Here is a 21,731-nt window from a genome sequence, read left to right as displayed (position 1 = left end):
GCCCACCCCCGCCCCAGGTCGGGAGAAGGCGGAAACGGGAACCGCCGCAGCCGCGTGGGGCGGGTCACCGTGGCGCGCGCCGAGGAGATCCCCAAGGCGGTCGTCGGCCACCGTCTGGTCGACGGCTACCAGAGCGGCCCGTTCCAGGAGGAGTCGAGCGGTCGTGCCCCGGCCGGGGTGCTGCTCCGCTCCTGCTCAGCCTTCCTCGACGAGGCTGCCCAGATCGGTCGAGAACCAGTGCTCGGGGCGCATCCGCACGGTGATCTGGGGACCGATGTCCTTCTCCGCGGCCTCCAGGTACGTCCGGACCGCCGCCGGAGGCAGATAGCGCTCGGCCATGGCCCGGTGTTCCTCGTCCGTCGTGGCCCGCGTGGAAAGGATCGGGCCCTCCACGGACACGTAGCGCACGGTCGGGCTGACGCGCTCGGCGAGCAGGGAGAAGCGCCCCGCGGTGGCCATCAGCCGGGCCTTGACCGAGTCAGGACCGGTCAGCACCCACAGGTCACCGCCCGGTTGGTATCCGTACCAGATCGGCACGACGAGCGGCGCCCGGTGCTGCTCGGGGCGGGCGATCGCCAGTGATCCGATGTGCGGTTCGGCGAGGAACGCCTCGCGCTCCGGGGTCGACAGCGGCACGGTGTCTCCAACGGGTCGGTGGGGAAGGGGCCTCTTCGCTCGTCGCCCTTCCCCGACAGCGCCTGCCGTAATCCGCCCGCCCCCGTCCGGCCCAGCGGTCACCCGTCGACGGTGATCAGCACCGCCGGCGCCCGGGAGCCGGCCGCGGGAATGACCGTCGATCCGTCGGCGCCGACCCGTCGGCGCGGGCCGTGGCAGCGCCCGCGCCAGCGGCGTGGACCAGGCATCGCCCGCAGATGAAAGGATGTTGACGGACCGCACGACCGCACGACCGCACGACCGCACGACGGCGCGATGACTGCATGCGCACACACACGGGGGAACCACGATGACACCGCACCCGGCCGGACCACAGACCGGGATACGCCCACCGCAGCACGCGCGCGTCCAGGAGGTCGACGCGCTCCGCGGATTCGCCCTGGCCGGGATCCTGCTGGTCAACGTACTCACCATGTCGGGGCCCGTGGGCCTCGTCGGGGGACGCCCGGACGGGGGCGCCGACACGGTGGCGCTGTGGCTGGTGAACTTCCTCGCCCAGAGCAAGTTCTACCCGATCTTCTCGTTCCTCTTCGGATACAGCTTCACCCTCCAGATGGCCTCGGCCGAACGCGTGGGCGCCCGCGTCGGACCGCGTACCCTGCGCCGACTGTTCGGCCTGTTCCTCCTCGGCGCCCTGCACGCGGTGTTCCTGTACGTCGGCGACATACTCACCACCTACGCCCTGTGCGGCCTGATCCTCCTCGCGTCCCGCGGCGCCGCGCCGCGCACGGCGTTCCGCGCCGCACTCTGGCTCTGGGGCTGCTTCGGCGGCCTCCTCCTGGTCACCGCGGCCGCCGCGGCCCTCCTGGACCCCGCCCCCGACACCGGCGTCGGCAGCGCCGAGAAGACCACCGCGCTCGTCGACGCCTACCGGGGCGGATTCGCCGACGTCGTCGGGGCGAACGTGGACGCGCTCCCCGAGGCGGCCGCCGCGACCCTGCTGATGAGCGGCTTCGTGATCGCCGCGTTCCTCGTCGGCCTCGCCGCCGGCAAGCAGCACTGGCTGACCACGGCCGAAGGGCCGACGCTGCGCCGCCTCCTGGTGACCGGCCTGTGCGTCGGCGTCCCGACCGCGCTCTTCGCGGCCGCGGGTACGGCCGGTCCGCTGTCGGCCCGCTGGGAGCTGCTCGCCGCGATGGTCAGCGTCGTCGCCGCCCCGGCGCTCTCCGTCGCCTACGCGAGCGGCCTGCTGCTCTGGTTCCGTACGGGCGGCGGTGCGCGGGCCGTATCCGTCCTGGCCCCCGCCGGACGGATGGCACTCACCAACTACCTGACCCAGTCGCTGGTGATGGCGCTGCTCTTCACCGGCTACGGCCTGGCCCTCTACGGGCGCCTCGGCATCGCCGTCCCGCTCGCCATGGCCCTGCTGCTGTACGCGGCACAGCTGGCACTCAGCGCGCGGCTGATGCGCCGATACCGTCTCGGCCCGGTTGAGTGGCTGCTGCGCAAGCTGACCCGCTTCGGCGAGCCCGGGTATCGCGCGGAGCCCGCCGACCAGGGCCGGCCCGGCACTCCCTGACGTGTGACGTGCGACGTGTGACGTGCCCTCGATGCCGCACGGGCCCCGTGCCGGGTAATGGTCGCGGGTTCTTGCACGATCCTCCCGGCGGCACCCGCCCCCCGCCGGATCCGTGCTCCGATGAGGACGTGCCCCCGGGACCCCGGGAGGACACCCCTTGCAAACACGGAGAAGGACCAAGAAGTTGAGTGATCAGGTGCAACGTCGACCGCTGCCGCACGACTTCCACCCGCAGGTGCCCGAGCTGTCGGTGAGCAGCACGGACCTGATTGACGGCGGGACCCTCCCGGACACCCATGTGTACGCGAAGGGCAACTCCTCCCCGCAGATCGGCTGGTCCGCCGGACCCGAGGGCACCGGCAGCTACGCGGTCACGTGCTACGACCCGGACGCACCGACCGGCAGCGGATTCTGGCACTGGACGGTCTTCGACATCCCGGCGGACGTCACCGAGCTGCCGGCGGGGGCCGGAACCGGGAGCTTCGAAGGATTGCCGCCCGGTGCCGTGCAGGTACGGAACGACTACGGCAGCCGGGACTTCGGCGGGGCCGCCCCTCCCGCGGGGGACGGCCCGCACCGGTACGTGTTCACGGTGTACGCCGTCGACCGGGAGGAGCTGGGGCCGGATGCGGACGCGACGCCGGCCCTGGTGGGGTTCCACCTGCGGTTCCACACCATCGCCCGCGGCCGGCTGATAGCCCATTACGAGGAGCCGGGCACCGGGGCGTAGCCGCATACGCCCGACCGCACGCCCCCGCCACCCGCCCCCGCCACCCGCCCCCGGCCAAGCCCGCGGACTCGCCCGATCTCCGCGCGTCCTTGCACGATCCTGCCCCTGGCCGGGGATCCTGGCGGAGTCCCGTGGTGGGATGGGGGCATGTCCCTCGACGAGCTCCGCGACCTGCTGGGACGCCATGCGCGGCCCGACCTCACCACGGCCATCGACGGCGTCCGGATCTGCCGGGCCGAACCGGGCGCCGAGCCGGAGTACGCGATGTCCGGCGTGATGCTCGCGGTCATCGCCCAGGGGTCCAAGCGGCTCGCGCTCGGAGACGAGGTGTACGAATACGGCGTCGGTCAGTACCTGGTCGCCTCGGCCGACCTGCCGGTGGTCGGACGCGTCGCCCAGGGACCCGAACTCGGCTTCGGCATGACGCTGGAGCCCGCCGTCATCGCGGAACTGATGCTGCAGGCGGGGCCGGGCGACCTGCCGCCTCCGACCCGGTCGGCCCGGCCCGGGATCACGGTCAGCGACGCACCGGCGGAGCTGATCGACGCGATCGTGCGCCTGCTGCGCCTGCTGGACCGGCCGCGCGACCGCCGGGTGCTGGTCCCGTTGGCCAAGCGGGAGATCCTGTGGCGGCTGATGACGGGGGAGCAGGGCGAAGCCGTCCGCCAGCTCGGCCTGGCGGACAGCGGCCTGACCCACATCACCCGGGCAGTGGGCTGGATCCGCGACAACTACGCCGAGGCCTTCCGCGTCGAGGACCTGGCCCGGTCCTCCGGGATGAGCGTCTCCGCGTTCCACCGGAACTTCCAGTCGGTCACGGCGATGAGCCCGATCCAGTTCCAGAAGCAGATCCGGCTGCAGGCGGCACGGCTGCTGCTGGCCCGTCGCCCGCACGACGTGACCGGCGTCGCCTCCCGCGTGGGATACGACAGCCCCTCGCAGTTCAGCCGCGAGTACAAACGGCAGTTCGGCGCGCCGCCGCGCGCGGACGCGGCCCGCATGCGTGCCCGTACCGATCACGCCGCGCCCGCGCCCGCGCCTGCGAGGGCTTGACCGCGTCCGGGGGGCGCCTCCCGGATGTGCCGTGCAACCCGCTGACCGGGCACCGGCCGGAGAGCCCCCGGGAATTGGCTGGCAGGTGCATGACGGGTTTATGGGGTACGGGGCTACCTTCTTAGGGCTCCGGAGGGGCGGCTGTCCGAACGTCCGGGCCACCGGCGGGCGGTGGCGGCGTCTCCAGCGCCCCGGCTCCGCCGAGGGGCCGGGTCCCCCACACATGAAGGAACACGACCATGCCTCTGGGTACCTGGCTGAAAGCCGGCACCTCCGCCGCCGCGCTGGTCCTCGTGTCGGCAACCGCCGCGACCGCGGCCCCCGCACCACAACCCGGCGCCTCCGCAGCGGTGGTGACGCTCCGTTACGACGACAGCAGGGCCGGCGGCTGGGAAGCCGCCATCGCCGCCGGAGTCGCTTCCTGGAACGCGAACGTCAGCAACGTACGGCTGGTGGAGGCCGCCCCCGGTGTCCGGGCCGAGATCGTCATCGTCGCCACCACCGGATGGCCCCAGGCCACCCTCGGCCCGGTCCGGCCGGGGCGCCAGGTACGCGTCGAACTCGGCGCCCAGGCCGTGAGCCTGGGATACGACAAGACGCGCATCGCCGCGCACGAGCTGGGCCACAGCCTGGGCCTCCCGGACACCAAGCCGGGGCCGTGCTCCCAGTTGATGTCCGGGTCCAGCGCCGGGACGGCCTGCACCAACGCCGTGCCCGACGCGGCCGAGCGGTCCCGCGTGCAGAACGCGTACGCGAACGGGCTCGCGGCCACCGTGCCGACCGACGGCCGGGTCCTCATCGACGCCCCCTGACCGGCGCGGACCGCCCGGGGAGCCGGGCACGACTGGTCGACGGCGAACACCGCCGCCCCGTCGTCACGTCGAACCGCTCGCCCCACCGCGGAGGTGGCCCCCGCCGCCTCCGCGGCCCGGCGCACCTGCCGGGAGGGTCAGCCGGGCACGACGAGGGCGGCCGTTCCGGCCGCCGGCGCGGGGACCGCGCGCAGCCGGTGCAGGTAGAACTCCCCCATCGGGGGAGCGATGAACAGTGACTGCACCCGGTAGCGGCCGGGGGGAACGTCGACGCGGATCGAGTACTCCTCGCCCGCCTCCGCGCCGGGCGCCATGGAGTCGATCAGGAAGTAGCACCCGCCCAGGCAGATCTCGACGTCGTCCCGCCATCCCGCCGCGCCCTCGCTCCGCTCGACCGCGTCGTGGAGGCCGGATTCGTCGTCGTGGCCGATGGTCCGGACGAAGGTCATGGTCTGCGGGAAGTACGCCACGGGCAGGGCTTCCCCGCCGAGCGTGAGGACCTCCCCGTGGTCGGGGAGCCGGATCTTGCCGACGTGTTCCGAGACCGTGTCCAACGCTTCCGTACCGTCCCAGTCGTCCACATAGCCGGCGGGACACAGGGCGTAGACGCCGAAGTCGGTTCGGTCGAGCCAGCTGATCGGAGTCGACAGTTTTCCTCCCAAGTCGGTGGTCACCCCAGGGGCTGCCTGACGCCCGCATTCTCCACCAGCCCGGCTCGCCGCCGCCAACCGGTCAACCGCCCCGTCGCTCGGCCTGCACCAGCCCCGACTCGTACGCCGCGATCACCGCCTGGGCCCGGTCGCGTACGCCGAGCTTGCCGAAGAGCGCGGTGATGTGGTTCTTGACCGTGGACACGCTGATGTCCAGGTCCGCGGCGATGCCGGCGTTGTCCAGGCCGCGGGCCAGCAGCCGCCAGATCTCCACCTCCCGCGGGGTGAGGCCGGCAGGCGCCGCCGGGGCGGGCCGGGGCTCGCGCGGAGCAGACCGTACGTAGGTCGAGATCAGCCGGGTCAACAGCCTCGGCGCGACGACCGCTTCGCCGGTGTGGACGGTACGCACCGCCGTGATCAGCTCTTCGGGGGAGACGTCCTTGGGCAGGAAGCCGTAGGCGCCGGCCCGCAGGGCCGCGACGACGTACTCGTCCATGTCGAAGGTGCTCAGGGCGAGCACCCGGGACCGGGGCTGGACCTCGGCCAGGCGCCCGGTGGCGGCCACTCCGTCGAGCACGGGCATCCGGATGTCCATGACCACCACGTCGGGGAGGAGCCGCTGGGCCAGCGCCACGGCCTCCGCTCCGTCCGGGGCCTCGCCGACCACCTCGATGCCCGGGTCGGGCGCCAGGATCAGGGCCAGGCCGCGCCGTACCAGCGGCTGGTCGTCGGCGATGAGCACGCGGATCACCGGCGGTGTTCCCCTCGTGACGGCCGGACCGGGTGCAGCGGCTGCCGCAGGCCCTCGCCGGGCCCGGCGGGCTCGGTGGGCTCGGTGGGCCGGGTGGGCTCGGCGGCCGCCGGCACCGGGAGGCGGGCCGCGACCAGGAAACCGCCGTCCTCGCGGTGGGCCGCCTCCAGGGTGCCGCCGTGCAGGGCGACGCGTTCCCGCATGCCGATCAGGCCGTACCCCCCGTGCCGTGAGGGCGCGCGCCGCCCGGCGCCGTCCCCCGGGCACTCGTTGCGGACCTCGACGGCGACCTCGTCCGGACGGTACGTCAGCCGTACCCGCGAGGGCGCGTTCCCGGCGTGCTTCCGGGCGTTCGTCAGGGCCTCCTGCACCACCCGGAACACCGTCAGGCCGACGGTGGGCGGCAGCGGCCGGGGCGGGCCGCTGACCGAGAACTCCGTGTCCATCCCGGCGAGCCGGGACTCCGCGACGATCCGCTCCAGGTCCCCGGCACCCGGCTGCGGCGCCGGCGGGGCCGTCTCCGGTTCCTCCCCGGCCCGCAGCACGTCGAGCAGTTGCCGCATCTCGCCGAGGGCCAGCCGGCCCGAGTCCTCGAGGGTGACCAGGGCCTCGCGGGCGGCCCCGGGGTCGTGGGCGAGGTTGGCCCGGGCACCGCCGGCCATGAGCTGCATGGTGGTGATGTGGTGGGCGACGATGTCGTGCAGTTCCCGCGCGATGCGGCGGCGCTCCTCGGCCACCGCCCGCTCGGCGAGCAGGACCCTCGTGGCCTCGGTCTCCCGCTGCCAGCGCCTGGCGACGAGGCCCGTGATGACGACGAGCAGGGTGGCGCCCGCGTTGGCGAGGAGCGCGAAGCCGGAGCCGAAGGGAAGTCCGCCCTGGCCCAGGCTGTTCAGCGGCGCCGTCACGAGCGCGGCTCCCACCAGTGCGGGCGTCCGGCAGGCCACGGCGACCGAGTACAGGGCGATGGCCGGGGTGAGGCCGAAATGCGGGGACACCGCCGTGCTCAGGTTCACCACCACACCCAGCAGCAGGACCACCGCGAGCGTGACGACCGGATGACGGCGGCGGGCCAGCAGCGCGAGTGAGGAGGCCAGTACGAGGAAGGACGCCGCGACCTCCAGGGGAACGCCCTCGAACTGGGTGTCGAGGGCGAAGCCCGTGAGGTCCACGGCCGCCGCCCCGACCGCCACCAGCGCGTCGTTGCGCGTCCACGTCAGCCTCTCGGCGCGCGTGCCCATCGTTTCGGCCCCTCTCCCACGGACCGCCGTCGGGCCGCCCTCGTGACCCCATTCTCACATCGGCCCGCACCCCGGACACCGGCCCTGAGGGCGGGTCCCGACCAGGACCAGGGTCCTGGTCGGGACCGGACCCCGGACCGTGGTCCCGGCCGCGGAATCCTCCTCCACCAGGACGTTTTCCCGTCCGGCCGCTGATGGTCTGGATACGGGCCAGGTCGACCGGCCCGGTCACCCACCGATGACCCCACCCGATGACCCCACCGACCCACCGGAGGAGAACAGTGATCCGCGCCCTGACGCGATGCTCGACGAGGAACCCATGGAAGGTGATCGCCCTCTGGGCGGTGCTGGGCATCGGTCTGGCGCTCCTCGGCCAGATGTTCGTCTTCCGCGCCACCCAGCCCGGCAACGACGGCTTCCTGCCCCCCTCCTACGATTCGGCGGCAGCGCACCGGATCGCCGAGGAGAGCTTCGGCGCCCGGCCGGACTCGGACCCCCTGACGGTCCTGGTGGCGCGTGAGGACGGGGCCGCACTCTCCGCGTCCGACGAGCGCGGGATCGAGGAGGTGTCCGGGCGGCTGGCCCGCCAGGAGATCGCCATGCCCAGGACCGAGGACGACCTGCCGTTCATGGAGGACCACTCCCAGACCCCCCGGGTGGCCCTCGGCATGACGGCCCCGGACCGGTCCTTCCGGCTGCTGTCCGTGGAACTCAAGGGCAACCCGCAGGACCCGGGCGTGCAGGCCACGTACAAGGAGTTCCGTGAGCGGGCGAAGGCCGGGTTCCGGGAGGTGGGCCTCCGCACCGGGTTCACGGGCGGCCTCGCCGCCACGGTGGACACCGCCGACGCCGAGGAGACCCGGTCGGCGGTCGTCGGCGGGGTCGTGCTCGGTCTCATCGTCCTGCTCCACGTCCTGGTGTTCCGCAGCGTGTTCGCCGCCCTGCTTCCGCTCCTCGCGGTGACGGTCATCGGCGGTGCGGCGGCCGGCGCGGTCGTCCTCGCCTCGATCGCCGGCGGGATCCGCCTGGCCCCCTCCACCCCCGGGCTGATCAACGTGGTGCTGATGGGCATCGGGATCGACTACTTCCTCTTCCTGCTCTTCCGCTACCGCGAACAGCTGCGGCGCCACCCCGGGCAGTGCGCACGCCGGGCGGCCACCGAGGTCGCCGGCCGGGTGGGCACGGCGGTCACCTCGGCGGCGCTGACGATCGTCGCCGCCTTCGCCACCCTCGGGATCGCCACCTTCGGGCAGTTCCGGGTCCTGGGCCCGGCGATAGCGGTGTCGGTCCTGGTGATGCTCCTGGGAAGCCTCACGCTGATGCCGGCGCTGCTGGCCGTGACCGGACGGAAGATGTTCTGGCCGTCGCGCGCCCTCGGGCACGAGCCGCGCGAGGGCCTGGCCGGCCGCCTCGGCCGGCTCACGGCCCGGCGCCCGGCGGCGCTCGTCCTCGCCTCGCTGGTCATGCTCGGGGCCCTCACGGCGGGACTGGCCGGGATGCGCATGGACTACGGCCAGTCCGGCGCGGACGGTGAGCGGACCGCCGCAGTGGAGACCGCCGCGGAGATCACCAGGGCCCTGCCCGCCGGCGCCGCGGACCCGACGAGCGTGTTCGTCACCACGAAGGACGGCGCTCCGCTCGACGCGGAGCGCGTGGCCGGGCTGGCGGCGGCACTGGCCCGGGTCCCCGGAGTGGGCGGGACCGCCCCGACCGTACTGAGCGGCGACGGGAAGGCGGCCAGGATCGACCTGCTGCTGACCATGGAGTCCGGCGGACAGCAGGCCCGCGACCTGGTCTCCGGGCCCCTCCGCGAAACGGTACGGGTCAACCAGCCTGCCGGGACGGAGGCCCATGTCGGCGGAACGGCATCGGTGTTCGCGGACATCGCGGTGGCCGTCGACAAGGACCTCAAGGTCATCTTCCCGGTCGCGGCGGCGCTGATCGCCGTCATCCTGCTGGTGCTGCTGCGCAGCGTCCTCGCACCGGTCGTGCTGATGCTCGCCGTCGGACTCGGCTTCACCGCCACCCTGGGCGCCTCGGCCCTGGTCTTCCAGCACCTGCTGGAGCGGCCGGGCGTGGACTTCACGCTCCCGCTGGTGCTGTTCCTCTTCGTGGTCGCGCTGGGCACCGACTACAACATCCTCATCAGCGACCGGCTGCGGGAGGAGATGGAACGCCCCGGCCCGGCCCGCGCGGCGGTGGCCCGCGCCGTACGGCACACCACCCCGGCGATCGCCACGGCCGGACTGGTGCTCGCCGCCTCCTTCGGCAGCCTGGCGGTGAGCCCGCACGCCGGAACCCAGCAGACCGGTTTCGCCACGGCGCTCGGGATCCTGCTGTCCGCCCTGCTCCTGTCCGTGGTCCTGGTCCCGGCCCTGGCCGCGCTGCTCGGCCGCTCGCTGTGGTGGCCGCTCCGCCCCCGGCTCCACGCCGACCGGCCCGAGGCGGCCGCCCCCACCGAGTCCTGGAAGGTACCGGTGGGGTGAACCGAACCGAACCGGCCCGCCCACCCGCACGCAAGGCCAGCAGTGACGAACCAGCCGTGCCGAGCCGGCCCCTGACGAACCACCAGCCGGAGGCCAACCGAAGTCCGCCGCGGTCGGCGGCAGCCCCGTACGCCTCGGGCGGGACGGGCCGCTTCGGCCGAAAGTGGGCGCTACCGGGCGGCGATCTTCAGTACAGTGAGGGGCAGTTGACCTTCGTACTGCTGCAGGCGGGAGAACCATGCAGATCGCCATCACGGCGCGGGACGACGGCGGGCGGGCCGGTACGGACGACCTCAGGGGCTGGCTCGGGAAGCAGCGGGAGCTGCGCGGTCGCGTGCAGCGCGGGACCGGTGAGCCGCCGGCGCCCGGGACGATGGGGACGGCCACCGAGTTCGTCACCGTGCTGCTGGAGCCGGGCGGCATCGTCACCGTGCTGGTGGCTGCGGTGGTCACCTGGGTGCAGAACCGCAGCGGCAGCCAGACCGTCACCATCACGCGGCCCGACGGCACCGAAGTGACCGTGACGACCGACCGGGTGAAGGGCCTCGACGCCCAGCAGGCCGGCGCACTCGCCCAGGAGATCGCGGGCCGGCTGGACGTCCCGATGCGGCGCCGGCAGCCTGCCGAGCGCGCCGAGCCCGAGGCCCAGGCCGAGCCGTCCGCCGCCCCGGCGGACGCCGGGGCGGCGGACGGAACCGCCCGGGCGCCCGGTGACGGACGTGAAGAACTCCGGCCCGAGCCCGGCGCCGATCCCGAGCCCGGGGTTGACGGCCGCCGTCCGTGACCGCTCCGCCGCGCCGTACCAGCGACCTCGCGGGCCCCGGCGTCCGCGCAGTGGTCGTCGGCACGAGCGTCCACAGCGCCGGGTCCCGACTCCCCGACCTGCCCAGCGTCGAAACGTCCGCCCGCGACCTCGCCCGCGCCCTCCACGAGGTCTGCGGCATGGAGCCCACGCAGATCGAGCTGCTCCTCGACCCCACCGACGGTGCCACCGTGGTCGAGGCCGTCGAGCAGGCCGTCGCCGACGCCCGCGGCCTGGTCCTCTTCGCGTTCATCGGCCACGGGCTGCTGGGTCCGCAGGACCAGCTCTACCTCGCCACCGCCACCAGCTCCGCCCACGGCATCGCGCGCTCCATCCCGTACCAGGTCATCAGGGACACGCTCGGCAACAGCGGCGCCCGCGTCGTCGTCCTGCTCGACTGCTGCTTCTCCGGCATGGCGCAGGCCGCCTCCCGCGGATCCGTCCGCGACCCCTACGTCACCGCACGGCCCGACGGCAGCTTCCTGCTGACCTCCGCCTCGAACTACGCCGTCTCCTTCGCCCCCGAGGGCGAGCCCCACACGCTCTTCACCGGGAGACTGCTCGGCCTCCTCCACGACGGCGACCCCTCCGCACCGGCCTGGCTGACCCTCGACGGCGTGTACGCCCACCTCGACCGCCGCTTCCAGGACGGGCCCGTACGTCCCCACCGGCAGAGCGAGGACCGCGCGGGCGAACTCGTCGTCGCCGCCAACAGGGCCTACCCCGCCGCCCCGGTACCGGCGCCCGGGCCCGCGCACCCCGCCGACGGCACCGCCTGCCCCTACCCCGGCATGGAACCCTTCCGGGCCGAGGACCACGCGCGGTTCTTCGGCCGCGAGGTGCTAGCCGCCGATCTGATCGCCGAAGTCGTACGGCCCGCACGGCCGACGGGCGCACCGGAGGCGGCGGCCCCCGCGCCTGCGGCGGCCCGTGCCCCGGTCGTCCTCGTCGGCGCCTCCGGCGTCGGCAAATCCTCCATCCTGCGCGCAGGCCTCCTCGCCGGCCTCGAACGCCGCTACGAGTCCGACCCCACCACTCCCTGGCCCGCGCTCCTGCTCGCGTCCCCCGGACCGCACCCCCTGCGTACCCTCGCGGATTTGTGGTCCCGCGCCTCCGGCACACCGCAGGCGGAGGTCGAGCGACAGCTCGGCGACGGCCGCCTGCCCGCCGACGGGGCCTGCCGGGTGCTGGTCGTGGACCAGTTCGAGGAGGTCTTCACCGCCTGCAAGGACGCCGACGAGCGCACCCGGTTCATCCGCGCCCTGTGCCGCGGCGCGACCACCGCCACCGACGGCGACAGCCCCCGCGTCGTCCTCGGCCTGCGGGCCGACCACTACGGCAGCTGCCTCGAACACCCCGAACTCCGCCCCGCCCTCAGGAGGCAGTGGAACGTCTGGCCCATGGACCAGGACGCCCTGCGCGCCGCCATCGAGCACCCGGCCCACGACGCCGGACTCCACCTGGAGACCGGGCTCGTCGACCTCCTCCTCCGCGACACCCGCGAGGGCGGCGGCCGCGACCTCGGCTCGGCACTGCCGTTCCTCGCCCACGCCCTCCGCGAGACCTGGACGCGCCGCAGCGGCGCGACCCTCACCCTCTCCGGATACGCGGCGACCGGCGGGATCTGGGAATCCGTGGCCCGTACGGCAGAGGACATCCACGAGGGCCTCGACGAGCCGGGCCGCGAAGCCGTCCGCGAACTGATCCTCGCCATGGTCACCCTCACCGGCACCGGCGACGAGGCCGTCCGCCGCCGCATCCGCCTCGACGAACTGCTCGATGACCGCTCCGAAGCCCGGCGGCGCACGCTCACCGGCGTCCGCGACCGGCTCGCCCGCGCCCGCCTCGTCACCGTCGACCAGAACACGGCCCAGATCTCCCACGAAGCACTCCTGCGCGCCTGGCCCCGGCTCCGGCGCTGGATCGAAGAGGACCGGGCCGGGCTCGTCACCCGCCAGCAGCTGACCGACGCCGCCGACGCCTGGAACCGCGCCGGGCGTTCCCCCGAGTACTGCTACCGCGGTACGCGCCTGGTGGCGGCCGTCGACTGGCTGGGCGACGAGCGGCACGCAAGGCTGGTACGCCCCCTCGACCGGGAGTTCGTCGCCGCGAGCCAGGACCTCGACCACGCCGAACAACTGCGCGAGCGGCGCCAGCTGGAGGAGGAGAAGCGCCGTACGCGCGAGCTCAGCCGAACGCTGGCACGGGAGCAGGCGCAAGCGGTGGAGCTCCGTCAGGCGGGCTTGCGACTGCAGCGCCAGGCACGCCGGCTGAGGCAGTTCGCCGCGGTGATCGGCGGGATCCTGTGCCTGGCCCTGGTCGCCGCGGGAATCGCCCTCCAACAGCGGTCGAACGCCCGGGCCAACGGCGAACAGGCACAGAACCGCCAGCTCCAGGCAGCCGCCCGCGCCGGCATCGGCACCGATCCGCGCGCGGCCCTGCTGCTCGCGGTCGCCGCCTATCGCGAAGCCCCGTCGCCGCAGACCCGCGACACTCTGATGGACGTTCTGAGCGGAACGCAGTACGCGGGCTCCCTCGACATCAAGGGCGCGGTCGAGACGATGGCGTACAGCGGCGACGGCCGGACCCTGGCCGTAGGCCGATACGACGGGATCGTCGGCCTGTGGGACGCCTCGCGGGCCGGTGGGGAGCCGCGCAAGCTCGCCGAGGTCGTCGCGAAGGAGCCGGGCATCCTCGGGCAGACCGCGCTCTGGATCGGCGACGGCACGTCCCTGCTGCTCGCCGGGGCGGACGACGAGAAGTCCGTGGGCGCGTTCTCGCTCGCCGCCGGCCCGGGCCGCCCGCAGCCCCGCGGCAGGGGCACGCTGCCGGTGGACGGCGCCGTGGAACAGGTGGAGTTCAGCCCCGACGGCCGGCTTCTGATGACCTCCTCCTCCTACACGACGAGGCTCTGGTCGGTGGACCCGGGAAACGGTGCCGTCCGCGCCCGGGCGACCTTCCCGCAGCGCGAGAGCAACGTCCAGGCCGCCGCCTTCGGCCCGGGCGGGGCCTCCCTCGCGCTGGCCTGGCAGGACGGCACGGTGGAACTGTGGGACCTCGGCGACCCCGGCCGGCCGCGCAGCCTCGGCACGCTGGAGGGCACCGGCGGCCCGGCCCGCGCCATGGCCGTCAGCTCGACCGGGAACACCCTCGCCGTCGGCTCCGGCGACGCCCAGGTCCGCCTGTGGGACATCTCCGCGGCCACCGGCCGAGGCCTTGCCCCCACGGACCGCCGCCCCACCGCCGTGGTCAGCGGCCACGGCGGCCCCGTCGAAGCCGTCGCACTCAGCCGGGACGGCCGCCACCTCGCCCTCGGCAGCACCGACCAGTCGGCGACGGTATGGGACCTCTCCGGGTCCCGCCCGGTCCGTTCGGCCGTCCTGTCCGGTCACGCCACCACCATCTCGGCCCTGGCGTTCGCGCCGGACGGCCGTACGCTCGCCACCGGCGACCGCGACGGGGACGTACGGTTCTGGTCGCTGACGGACCGGCTGCTCCCCACCGTCGCGGCGCGGCCGTTCACCCTCCCCGCCCCGAACCCCTTCCGGTGGTTGGAATCGGTGGATCCGCACGTCCTCTCCCAAGACGGGAGCCTGCTGGCCCTGGCCACCGCCGACGGTCAGCTCGGTCTGATCCCGCTGACGGGGCTGTCCGCGGGCCACCGGGCGGGCGCCGTCCGCCTGGACGCGGGCGGTGAATTCCGGAACGGGGCGATGTGGTTCTCGACGGACGGCGGTCGGCTGGCGGCCGAAGGCCCGGCGGGCGTCCTGACGGTGTGGGACGTACGGGATCCCGCCCGACCGAAGCAGGAGTTCCGGTTCCGGGCCGGAGCGGCGGGCGACACGTACGATCTGGAGGTCTCCTTCCGGGACGGCCTCATGGCGATCGGCTCCGAGGCCGGAGCGACCCTGTGGGACCTCTCCCGGCCCGGCCGCCCGGAGCGGCTCGGCTCCGTCGAACGGGACCGGAAGCACCCCCCGGAAGTGCTGCTCGCCCCCGACGACCCCGTCCTGGCCGTCGCCGACGCACTGTACGACGTCCGCGACCCGCGCAAACCCGGCCGGCTGTCCGTCCTGCCCTCCACCGACGGCATCCCTACCAGGCCGCGCGCGTTCTCCCCCGACGGCACCCGGCTGGTGGTGACGACATTCGGTCGCAGGGGAGGCTTCCTCTACGACGTCTCCGACCCGGCCCGGCCCCGGTTCCGGAGCAACCTCTCCCAGGGCGGCGATACGGGACCGTACGCGTTCAGCGCGGACGGCCGACTGCTCACGGGCGCCGGCCCCGGCACCCGCCTGCTGGCCTGGGACGTGTGGGACCCCACCGCTCCGCACCCCGTCGCCTCCCTCACCCTGGACGACGAGGCGCGCGCTCTCGGCATCTCCTCCGACGGCGCCACGCTGACCACCTACAACTACCCCGGCCAGGCCGTCCGCTGGAACATCGCCCAGCTCGGCGCCACCCTGCGCGACCCGGTCGCCCGCGCCTGCCGCCTCGCCGCCGCCAACCCCACCGGGGCCGAGTGGGAGCGGATGGCCCCGGGCATCCCCTTCCGCCGCGTCTGCCCCACCCTCACCCCCGCCCCCTCCCCACCCCCCACGAAGCTCTTCCCCAGCCTCCTCTCCCGCCCGACTCCGCTCCCCGCCGGGAACTGAGGCCGACCCGGCGTACGTGCCGGATGCGACACCGCGGAGGGCTGATCACGGCGCGGTACCGTCGTCGGTCTCGGGCACCACGGCGCCGTTCGGGCCGCAGCGGACGGTCCAGGGGCTGGCGGACGGGGTGAGGCGTTCGTGGATGCGGATGCCGACCTCGGGGGCGGGACGGTTGCCGGGGACGTCCGCCGCCGCCCTGGCCGCCCTCTGCGCACTCATACCTCGCCCCCACAGCGGCACCGGGTCGGTCGACATCACCCAGCTGCCGTCAGCGTCAGTAGCCGCACCACGGGCCGGGGCCCGTCCGACAGCAGGTGTACCCATCCGTCGTACGACGGTCTACGCTGTCGCACCGCGCACGGAGTTGATCTTCGCTCGTGCCGACCCCGACCCCGACCCCGACCCCGACCCCGACCCCACCCCGACCCCGACCCCGAGGAGTGATTCCGATCTTCGCAACCACCCGCCGTCGCATGGGCGCGGCCGTTCTGCTGGCCTGTGCCCTGCTGCTGCCGGGCACCGGCACCGCCGTCGCGGAGGGAACCGTCCCCGTCCGTACCGGAGCGGTGTTCAACAACCCCAAGGGCACCGTGACGGAACAGAACGCCGTCAAGGACCACATCATCAACGCGATCCGCCGGACGGAGCCGGAACGGGTCATCCGCGCCGCCCTGTACGCGCTGACCGACCAGGACTACGCGAACGCCCTGGTGGACGCCCACCGGAAGAACGTCAGCGTCCGTGTCGTCCTGGACGTGAAGTACGCCGACTCGGCCGCCGCGAAGAGCCTCATCGCGGGCCTCGGCCAGGACCAGGCCGCCCGCTCCTGGGTGTACGTGTGCAAGAAGTACCCCTCCGACCCGACGAGCACCATCGGCGGCTGCATCGCCACCGCCCCCGACAGCGCGAACCCGCGGAACCACAACAAGTTCTTCACGTTCTCCCGCACCGGCACGGTGGCGGGGGCCGAGGAGGACGTGGTCATCCAGACCTCCGCCAACCAGACCGCGCCCAACACCGCGAAGTACTGGAACAACGCGTACACCGTCGTCGGCAACACCGAGCTGTACACGGCCTACGTGAACTACTTCAACGACTTGGCCTCGGGCGTGAAGAACGGCAACTACTACACCACCGCCAAGGTCGGCACCGAGAAGTACTACTTCTTCCCGCAAGCAAGCGGTGATGTCGTCGTAGACGTCCTCGACAACGTCACCTGCACCGGCAACACCACGGTCGGCACGCCCACCGGCCACCGCTCCGTCGTCCGCGTGGCGGCCTTCGCGCTGCACCGCGCCGCGGTCGCGAACGCCCTGGTCACGCTGGCGAACCAGGGCTGCAAGATCGAGGTCGTCTACGCCGAGAGCAATGTCGCCGCGACCCTCGCGGGCCGCACCAACATCACGCTCAAGCAGCTGAACACCGCCGACGGCTACCTCGTCCACTCCAAGTACCTGACGGTCGAGGGCAACTACGCGGGCCACCCCGACACCAAGTGGACCTTCACCGGCTCCCACAACCTGGACCAGTCCTCCCTGACGGAGCAGGACGAGGCCATGCTGCGCCTGGAGGGCCCGGCCCCGCACGACGCGTACGCGAGCAACTTCACGGCGCTGCTCACGCACGCGTCGACGCCGGCGGCCTGATCGTTTCCGCCCCGGGAAGGTCACCCCGCACGGCCGTCCCCAGGCACTTCCGGGAGCGCCCCGTGCGGCAGGGGCGGCGGTACGGGGTGATCCGGCCAGGTGCGCGACGCCTGGCCGGGCGCGGGCGACGCCGGCGCGGCCAGGCGCACGGGCCAGGGTCGAGCCACTCACCCAGCGACGCCCGCGCAGCGACCCCTACCGCACCGAGTCCTCCGGTGTCCTCGACGGCAGGCACGTGACCGCGAGCACTGCCGCGAGCACCAGGGAGCCCGCACCCCACCAGTGGTGCTCGCTCTCGAACCAGGGGGGCAGCAGCGCGGCACCCGCCGAATCACCCAGCTGCTGGGCCGCGAGCGCCGCCGCCGCCGCGCCGCCGGCCCGGAGCGGTGTCGCGTCCGCCGTGACCGCCGCGAAGAGCGGGGTGAGGCCGAGGCCGGCACCGAGGCCGAAGACCAGGGCCGCGAGGGCGATCGCGTACGCGTCGTCGGCGTCGGCAGCGCCGAGGGCGAGCACCGCCACGCCCGAGGCCGCGACCAGCAGGCCCACCGCGCCCGGCGTCCGCGGGCCGGTCCGGCGCGTCAGCACCGGCGCGAGCACGAGGGCACCGATCGCCGCGCCTCCGGCCAGGGGCAGTTGGAGCAGACCGGCTGTCGCCGGGGCGAGGCCGAGGACCCAGAACAGGTAGTGGCTCAGGGGCCACAGCAGCGACACCATCCCGACGCCCGCCGCCACCAGGGCGAGCATGCCGACGAGATGCCGGGGGGAGAACGGACCGTCCGCCGTGGTCTGCCGTCGCAGGTAGCCCACGAGCAACACCGAGCCGGCGACGCACGTCAAGAGCGTCATCGGGGACCAGGTCAGGCCCGCGCCGCCACGGAGGACGTCGGGGACCAGCGCGAAGGCGAACGCGAGCAGGCCCCCGGTGCCGAGCAGTACGGAAGCCGTGTCGAAGCGCCGGGCCGGCCCGGGGACGTCCGCCGGCAGCCGGAGCGTACAGATCAGCGCGGCCACGGCGCACGGGACGACGCCGACCAATCCGGCGACACGCCAGCTCAGGAACTCGGCGGTCAGCCCGCTGACGCACGCCCCCACTCCCACGCCGCCGACGAGTACCGTCACCCACGCCCCGAACGCCCGGCGACGCTCGCCCGTATCCGTGAAGCCACCGGTCACCAGGGACAGCGCGGCCGACAACACCAGCCCGGCGCAGGCGCCCTGCAGGGCGCGGCTCCCGGCCAGCAGGCCGAAGGACGTCGCCAGAGCACCGACGACAGAGGCGGCCGTGAACCCGCTCAGCCCGATCGTCAGGATCCGCCGGGCGCCGACGGAGTCCGCGAGGTGCCCCCCGAGCAGCAGCGTCCCCGCGGTGCCGAGCGAGTACAGGCCCACGAGCGAGCCGATGTCCTCGCCGTGCAGCCCCAGGTCCGCCTGGACGGCCCCGATCGACAGGGCGAAGGACGACACGGCGAACACCACCGCCAACTGCGCCAGCACCGCCACCACCCCCGGCCACCGCTTGGGCCGCGGCCCCGCCGCCGCCTGCGCCTGCGGGTACGGGGCCGAAGCCCGCGGGGCCGGCCCGAAGCCCTGGGGCGGTACGTGATGCGCGGGCGTCGTCGGCGTGTACGCGGGCGCCGGCGCAACCGGCACCCGAGCCCCTGCCCCCGCCGACCGGGCGGGGCGCCGCTCCTGCGGCGCGTAGTCCAGCAACTGGGCCGCATGCCGCCCGAGCTGGGCCAGCACGACGCCCGGCAGCCACTCCTCGGCCCCGTCCGAGACCGTGCCCTCGGCTATCTGCTGCAGCGTGGGCCGCAACGCCGGGTCCTTCTGGAGGCAGGCCCCAACGAGCGGCAACAGCGACTCCGGTACGCCGGTCAGGTCGGGCTCCTCCTCCGCCACGCGGAAGAGGTGGGCGTTCAGCCCGGTGTCGGTCGCGCCGAAGAGGAGACGCCCGGTCGCCGCGTACACGAGCACCGCCCCCAGGCAGAACACGTCGCTCGCCGGGGTGAGGTCGAGCCCGCGGACCTGCTCCGGGGACATGAAGCCGGGCGAGCCGATCAGCATCCCGGTGCGGGTGTGCAGGCTGTCCCCGGCCAGGCTGTCCATCGCCCTGGCGATACCGAAGTCGATGACGCGCGGGCCGTCGACCGTGACCAGCACGTTCGACGGCTTGAGGTCCCGGTGGATCAGGCCTGCCGCGTGCACGGCCTGCAGCGCGAGAGCGAGACGGTTGGCGAGGGTGCGCACCGAGTGCTCGGGCAGCGGCCCGTAGTCGCGGGCGACGACGGAGGTGAGGTCGGGGCCGGGGATGTACTGCGTCGCCACCCACGGCACCACCGCCTCGGGGTCCGCGTCCAGCACCGCAGCCGTCCAGTCACCCCCGACCCGCCGCGCGGCGGCGACCTCACGGGCGAAACGCCGGCGGAACTCCGGGTGCCCGGCGTGCTCGGCCTGGACGACCTTCACGGCCACCGTGCGGCCGCCCTCGGAGCGGCCGAGGTAGACCAGCCCCATGCCGCCCGCGCCCAGCCGGGCGATCAGGCGGTACGCGCCGATGTGAGTAGGGTCCTCGCCGGTCAACTGATCCACCCGAGGTAAGGTAGTGCAACTCTCCATCCCCTGCGGCAGATTGCCCAACCCGCCCGCAAACGCCGCGAACACACACGGTGGGCGTGCGCGCCGACCGCGCCCCGCAGGTACGAAGATCCGCCGGTGCGTCCCGGCCTTCCCCCAGCGCCCCTGACGCACCCCCGCGCGCCCCTTCGCCGCCCTTGATCGTCCCTGGAGCAGCGCGGTGAGGTGTGCTGGGATGGCGGCCCGACCGGGCCTCCCCGGCCCGACGATCGGGGACGGGCATGACGGACGCTGGCAAGGGCAGCGAACGGATCGTCAGCTACCGCCCCGTCCTCACTCCTGACGCGCCCTCCGGTCCTCGCCAAGATCGCCAAACAGGCCGTCACCCCCCGCCCGGAACCCGTCGGCTGACGGCGGCCCGCACCTTGCCCTGCGTGAGGGCCCGGCGAGCCACCTCTGTCAGCCCTCGCGGGAGCCCGGGACCGGGGCCTGCGTGGACGGCAGGCCAGCGGGAAGCCTGCGCCTCTCACGGCGGAGTGCGACCGGCAGCGGCAGATCACCCCGCGGGCGGCTTGAGGGCGCTGGGCAAGCGAGGACTCCGGCAGAAGCTGTCGGCCGGTTCCAACCACGTACCGGTGCGGTGCACAGGCAAGCCACAGAAACGCGCAGGGCGGGAAGGCCGGCCGGGCCGCGGTAGGGACTGGCGCGGCCCGGCCGCCCTACGGGGGACGACGGCCCGGGTCAGGCGGGCTCCCCGGGCTCGACACCCGCCGGCTCCGCTCCCGTGTCCGCCAGGAACCCCAGGAGGACGTCCGCGAGCCGCTCGGGCTGGTCCTCCGGCACCAGCGTGGAGGAGTCCTCGATCTCCACCAGCCGCCCCTGCGGGTACAACTCGGCCAGTCGGCGCCCGTGCTCACGCGGCATCAGCCGGTCCTGGGTGGCCCACACGACCAGGACCGGACGGTCGAACTCCCGCAGCCGCTCGCTCCAGGCCAGCAGCGTCCGCCGCCCGGGCGCCCCGGTGGCGAACTTGGCGAAGTCCCGGCGGATCGCCCGGCTGCGGGTGGCGGGCGCGAACCAGTCGTCCAGGACGTCGTCGGGGATCCCGCGTACGCTCATCCCGCCGTACCCGCCGGGGTGGTGGCGTACGGCGGGCAGGCGCATCAGGCGGGTCAGGAGCCAGACGGTGCCGGGGATCCGGGTGACCCGGGCCATCGCCTTCGCCGGTCCCGGCGGAAAGTTGTCGAAGGCCTCGCAGGCCACCAGCACCAGGCGGGCGATCCGCTGGGCACGCCCCTGGGAGATGAGGAACTGGCCGCCGCCCCAGTCGTTCAGGACCAGGGTGACGTCGTCCAGGCCGAGCGCCTCGATGAACTCGCCCAGGAGCCGGGCCATGCCGGCCTGGGAGAGGTCGGCGTCGGGCTTCATCGGGCTGCGGTGGCCGCCGAGGGGCAGCGTGGGCAGCACGCAGCGGTAGCCGCCGAGCAGCGGGACGACCTTTCGCCACTGGGTCCCGCTCATGGGCATGCCGTGGGTGAAGACCAGTACGGGCCCCTCGCCCCCGGTGTCCTGGTAGTCGACCGGTCCGGACGAAAGCTCCACACGCAACATCGTGCCCCCCAGTGTCGGATCGTCTCACCGCATCCGTGGTGCTCAAGTGTGGCAGGCAGGCACTCGCAGGCAGGCCCCTGCCGGACGGCACCATTACGCGGGTCACCCCGCCCCGCCCCGCGGCCGACCTGTCGGGCGTCCCGCCGATGGGAGCCGCCGCGGGACCGGACAGACGCCGCGGCGCCGCCGAAGCGATTACCGGCACGATCAGGGGCACCTTCGTCCAACCGCAGCCGTCCGTCCTCGGCCGCCACGAAGCGCGCGCGGCGGCGCGGCTCTGCCCGAAGGCGGCATCGGTGGTGCCCCACACGATCCCCAGCTCCTCCAACACAGCGCGGAGGCTGCCCGGCCCCCGGCACCTCGAAGGACCTCCACCCCGTACCGATGAAGCGATACGACTTCGACGAACCGGCTACGCGTCCCGCGGCCCGCGATACCCTCCGATGCCCCACTCCGGCCCGACGAAGACCGAGGCAGACGGCAAGCCGAAGGGGCCCGCCACCGCCCCGGCCACGCCGGCGGCGTCACC

At 73.9% G+C, this 21,731-nt stretch carries 15 protein-coding genes; 8 read left to right on the top strand and 7 right to left on the bottom strand.

Annotated elements, in window-relative coordinates; all coding sequences use genetic code 11:
- Positions 1-195: 195 nt before the first annotated feature.
- Complete coding sequence (locus ACFY61_RS19440) at positions 196-636, bottom strand: pyridoxamine 5'-phosphate oxidase family protein (RefSeq protein ID WP_389473482.1); 441 nt, start codon at positions 634-636, stop codon at positions 196-198.
- 328 nt (positions 637-964) lie between these two features.
- On the opposite strand from ACFY61_RS19440, the gene ACFY61_RS19435 reads away from it, so the two are divergent.
- From ACFY61_RS19435 to ACFY61_RS19420, 4 genes are all read left to right on the top strand, one after another.
- Entirely contained in the window at positions 965-2,194 is a 1,230-nt protein-coding gene (locus tag ACFY61_RS19435; protein WP_389473480.1) for a DUF418 domain-containing protein, read from the top strand.
- Between the two features lie 184 nt (positions 2,195-2,378).
- Positions 2,379-2,924, top strand: coding sequence for a YbhB/YbcL family Raf kinase inhibitor-like protein (locus ACFY61_RS19430; RefSeq protein WP_389473478.1), 546 nt, complete (start codon positions 2,379-2,381; stop codon positions 2,922-2,924).
- 147 nt (positions 2,925-3,071) lie between these two features.
- Positions 3,072-3,977 carry an AraC family transcriptional regulator N-terminal domain-containing protein gene (locus ACFY61_RS19425; protein WP_389473477.1) on the top strand — a complete coding sequence of 302 codons (906 nt, stop codon included), beginning with the start codon at positions 3,072-3,074 and terminating at the stop codon, positions 3,975-3,977.
- Between the two features lie 239 nt (positions 3,978-4,216).
- Positions 4,217-4,789: a snapalysin family zinc-dependent metalloprotease gene (locus ACFY61_RS19420; RefSeq protein WP_389473475.1), complete on the top strand. Its 573-nt coding sequence runs from the start codon at positions 4,217-4,219 to the stop codon at positions 4,787-4,789.
- Positions 4,790-4,926: 137 nt separating this feature from the next.
- Here the strand turns inward: ACFY61_RS19420 and ACFY61_RS19415 are convergent, their stop codons facing one another.
- The 3 genes from ACFY61_RS19415 to ACFY61_RS19405 are packed head-to-tail and all read right to left on the bottom strand — an operon-like array spanning position 4,927 to position 7,428.
- A complete protein-coding gene (locus ACFY61_RS19415; protein ID WP_389473474.1) occupies positions 4,927-5,463 on the bottom strand; it encodes an Imm21 family immunity protein in 537 nt (178 codons plus the stop codon).
- Between the two features lie 58 nt (positions 5,464-5,521).
- Positions 5,522-6,190, bottom strand: a complete 669-nt coding sequence (locus ACFY61_RS19410) for a response regulator (protein WP_389473473.1) — start codon at positions 6,188-6,190, stop codon at positions 5,522-5,524.
- Entirely contained in the window at positions 6,187-7,428 is a 1,242-nt protein-coding gene (locus tag ACFY61_RS19405) for a sensor histidine kinase (RefSeq protein WP_389473472.1), read from the bottom strand. Before ACFY61_RS19405 ends, ACFY61_RS19410 begins: the two co-directional genes overlap by 4 nt.
- A 326-nt stretch (positions 7,429-7,754) precedes the next feature.
- Here ACFY61_RS19405 and ACFY61_RS19400 point away from each other — a divergent pair, with 326 nt between their 5' ends.
- From ACFY61_RS19400 to ACFY61_RS19390, 3 genes are all read left to right on the top strand, one after another.
- Entirely contained in the window at positions 7,755-9,914 is a 2,160-nt protein-coding gene (locus ACFY61_RS19400; protein WP_389473470.1) for an MMPL family transporter, read from the top strand.
- 238 nt (positions 9,915-10,152) lie between these two features.
- Positions 10,153-10,698 (top strand): hypothetical protein, encoded by a 546-nt coding sequence (locus ACFY61_RS19395; protein WP_389473468.1) that lies wholly within the window; start codon positions 10,153-10,155, stop codon positions 10,696-10,698.
- On the top strand, positions 10,695-15,371 hold the full coding sequence (locus ACFY61_RS19390; protein ID WP_389473466.1) for a hypothetical protein: 4,677 nt from the start codon (positions 10,695-10,697) through the stop codon (positions 15,369-15,371). The genes ACFY61_RS19395 and ACFY61_RS19390 overlap by 4 nt, the downstream gene beginning before the upstream one ends.
- Before the next feature lie 45 nt (positions 15,372-15,416).
- Here the strand turns inward: ACFY61_RS19390 and ACFY61_RS19385 are convergent, their stop codons facing one another.
- Positions 15,417-15,590, bottom strand: coding sequence for a hypothetical protein (locus tag ACFY61_RS19385; RefSeq protein WP_389473464.1), 174 nt, complete (start codon positions 15,588-15,590; stop codon positions 15,417-15,419).
- A gap of 254 nt (positions 15,591-15,844) precedes the next feature.
- Between ACFY61_RS19385 and ACFY61_RS19380 the strand changes: the two genes are divergently transcribed.
- A complete protein-coding gene (locus ACFY61_RS19380) occupies positions 15,845-17,017 on the top strand; it encodes a phosphatidylserine/phosphatidylglycerophosphate/cardiolipin synthase family protein (RefSeq protein WP_389473463.1) in 1,173 nt (390 codons plus the stop codon).
- Between the two features lie 195 nt (positions 17,018-17,212).
- On the opposite strand, the gene ACFY61_RS19375 is transcribed toward ACFY61_RS19380, so the two are convergent.
- Together ACFY61_RS19375 and ACFY61_RS19370 are read right to left on the bottom strand one after the other, a co-directional pair.
- On the bottom strand, positions 17,213-19,606 hold the full coding sequence (locus ACFY61_RS19375; protein WP_389473461.1) for a bifunctional serine/threonine protein kinase/MFS transporter: 2,394 nt from the start codon (positions 19,604-19,606) through the stop codon (positions 17,213-17,215).
- 726 nt (positions 19,607-20,332) lie between these two features.
- Positions 20,333-21,202: an alpha/beta fold hydrolase gene (locus tag ACFY61_RS19370; protein ID WP_389473459.1), complete on the bottom strand. Its 870-nt coding sequence runs from the start codon at positions 21,200-21,202 to the stop codon at positions 20,333-20,335.
- Positions 21,203-21,731: the final 529 nt, after the last annotated feature.

Origin of the sequence: Streptomyces sp. NPDC012888 (genome assembly GCF_042900645.1) — a bacterium.
Classification (GTDB): Bacteria; Actinomycetota; Actinomycetes; order Streptomycetales; family Streptomycetaceae; genus Streptomyces.
Note: the sequence above shows the minus strand (reverse complement) of the source record. Positions and strands in the feature narration are given on the sequence as shown.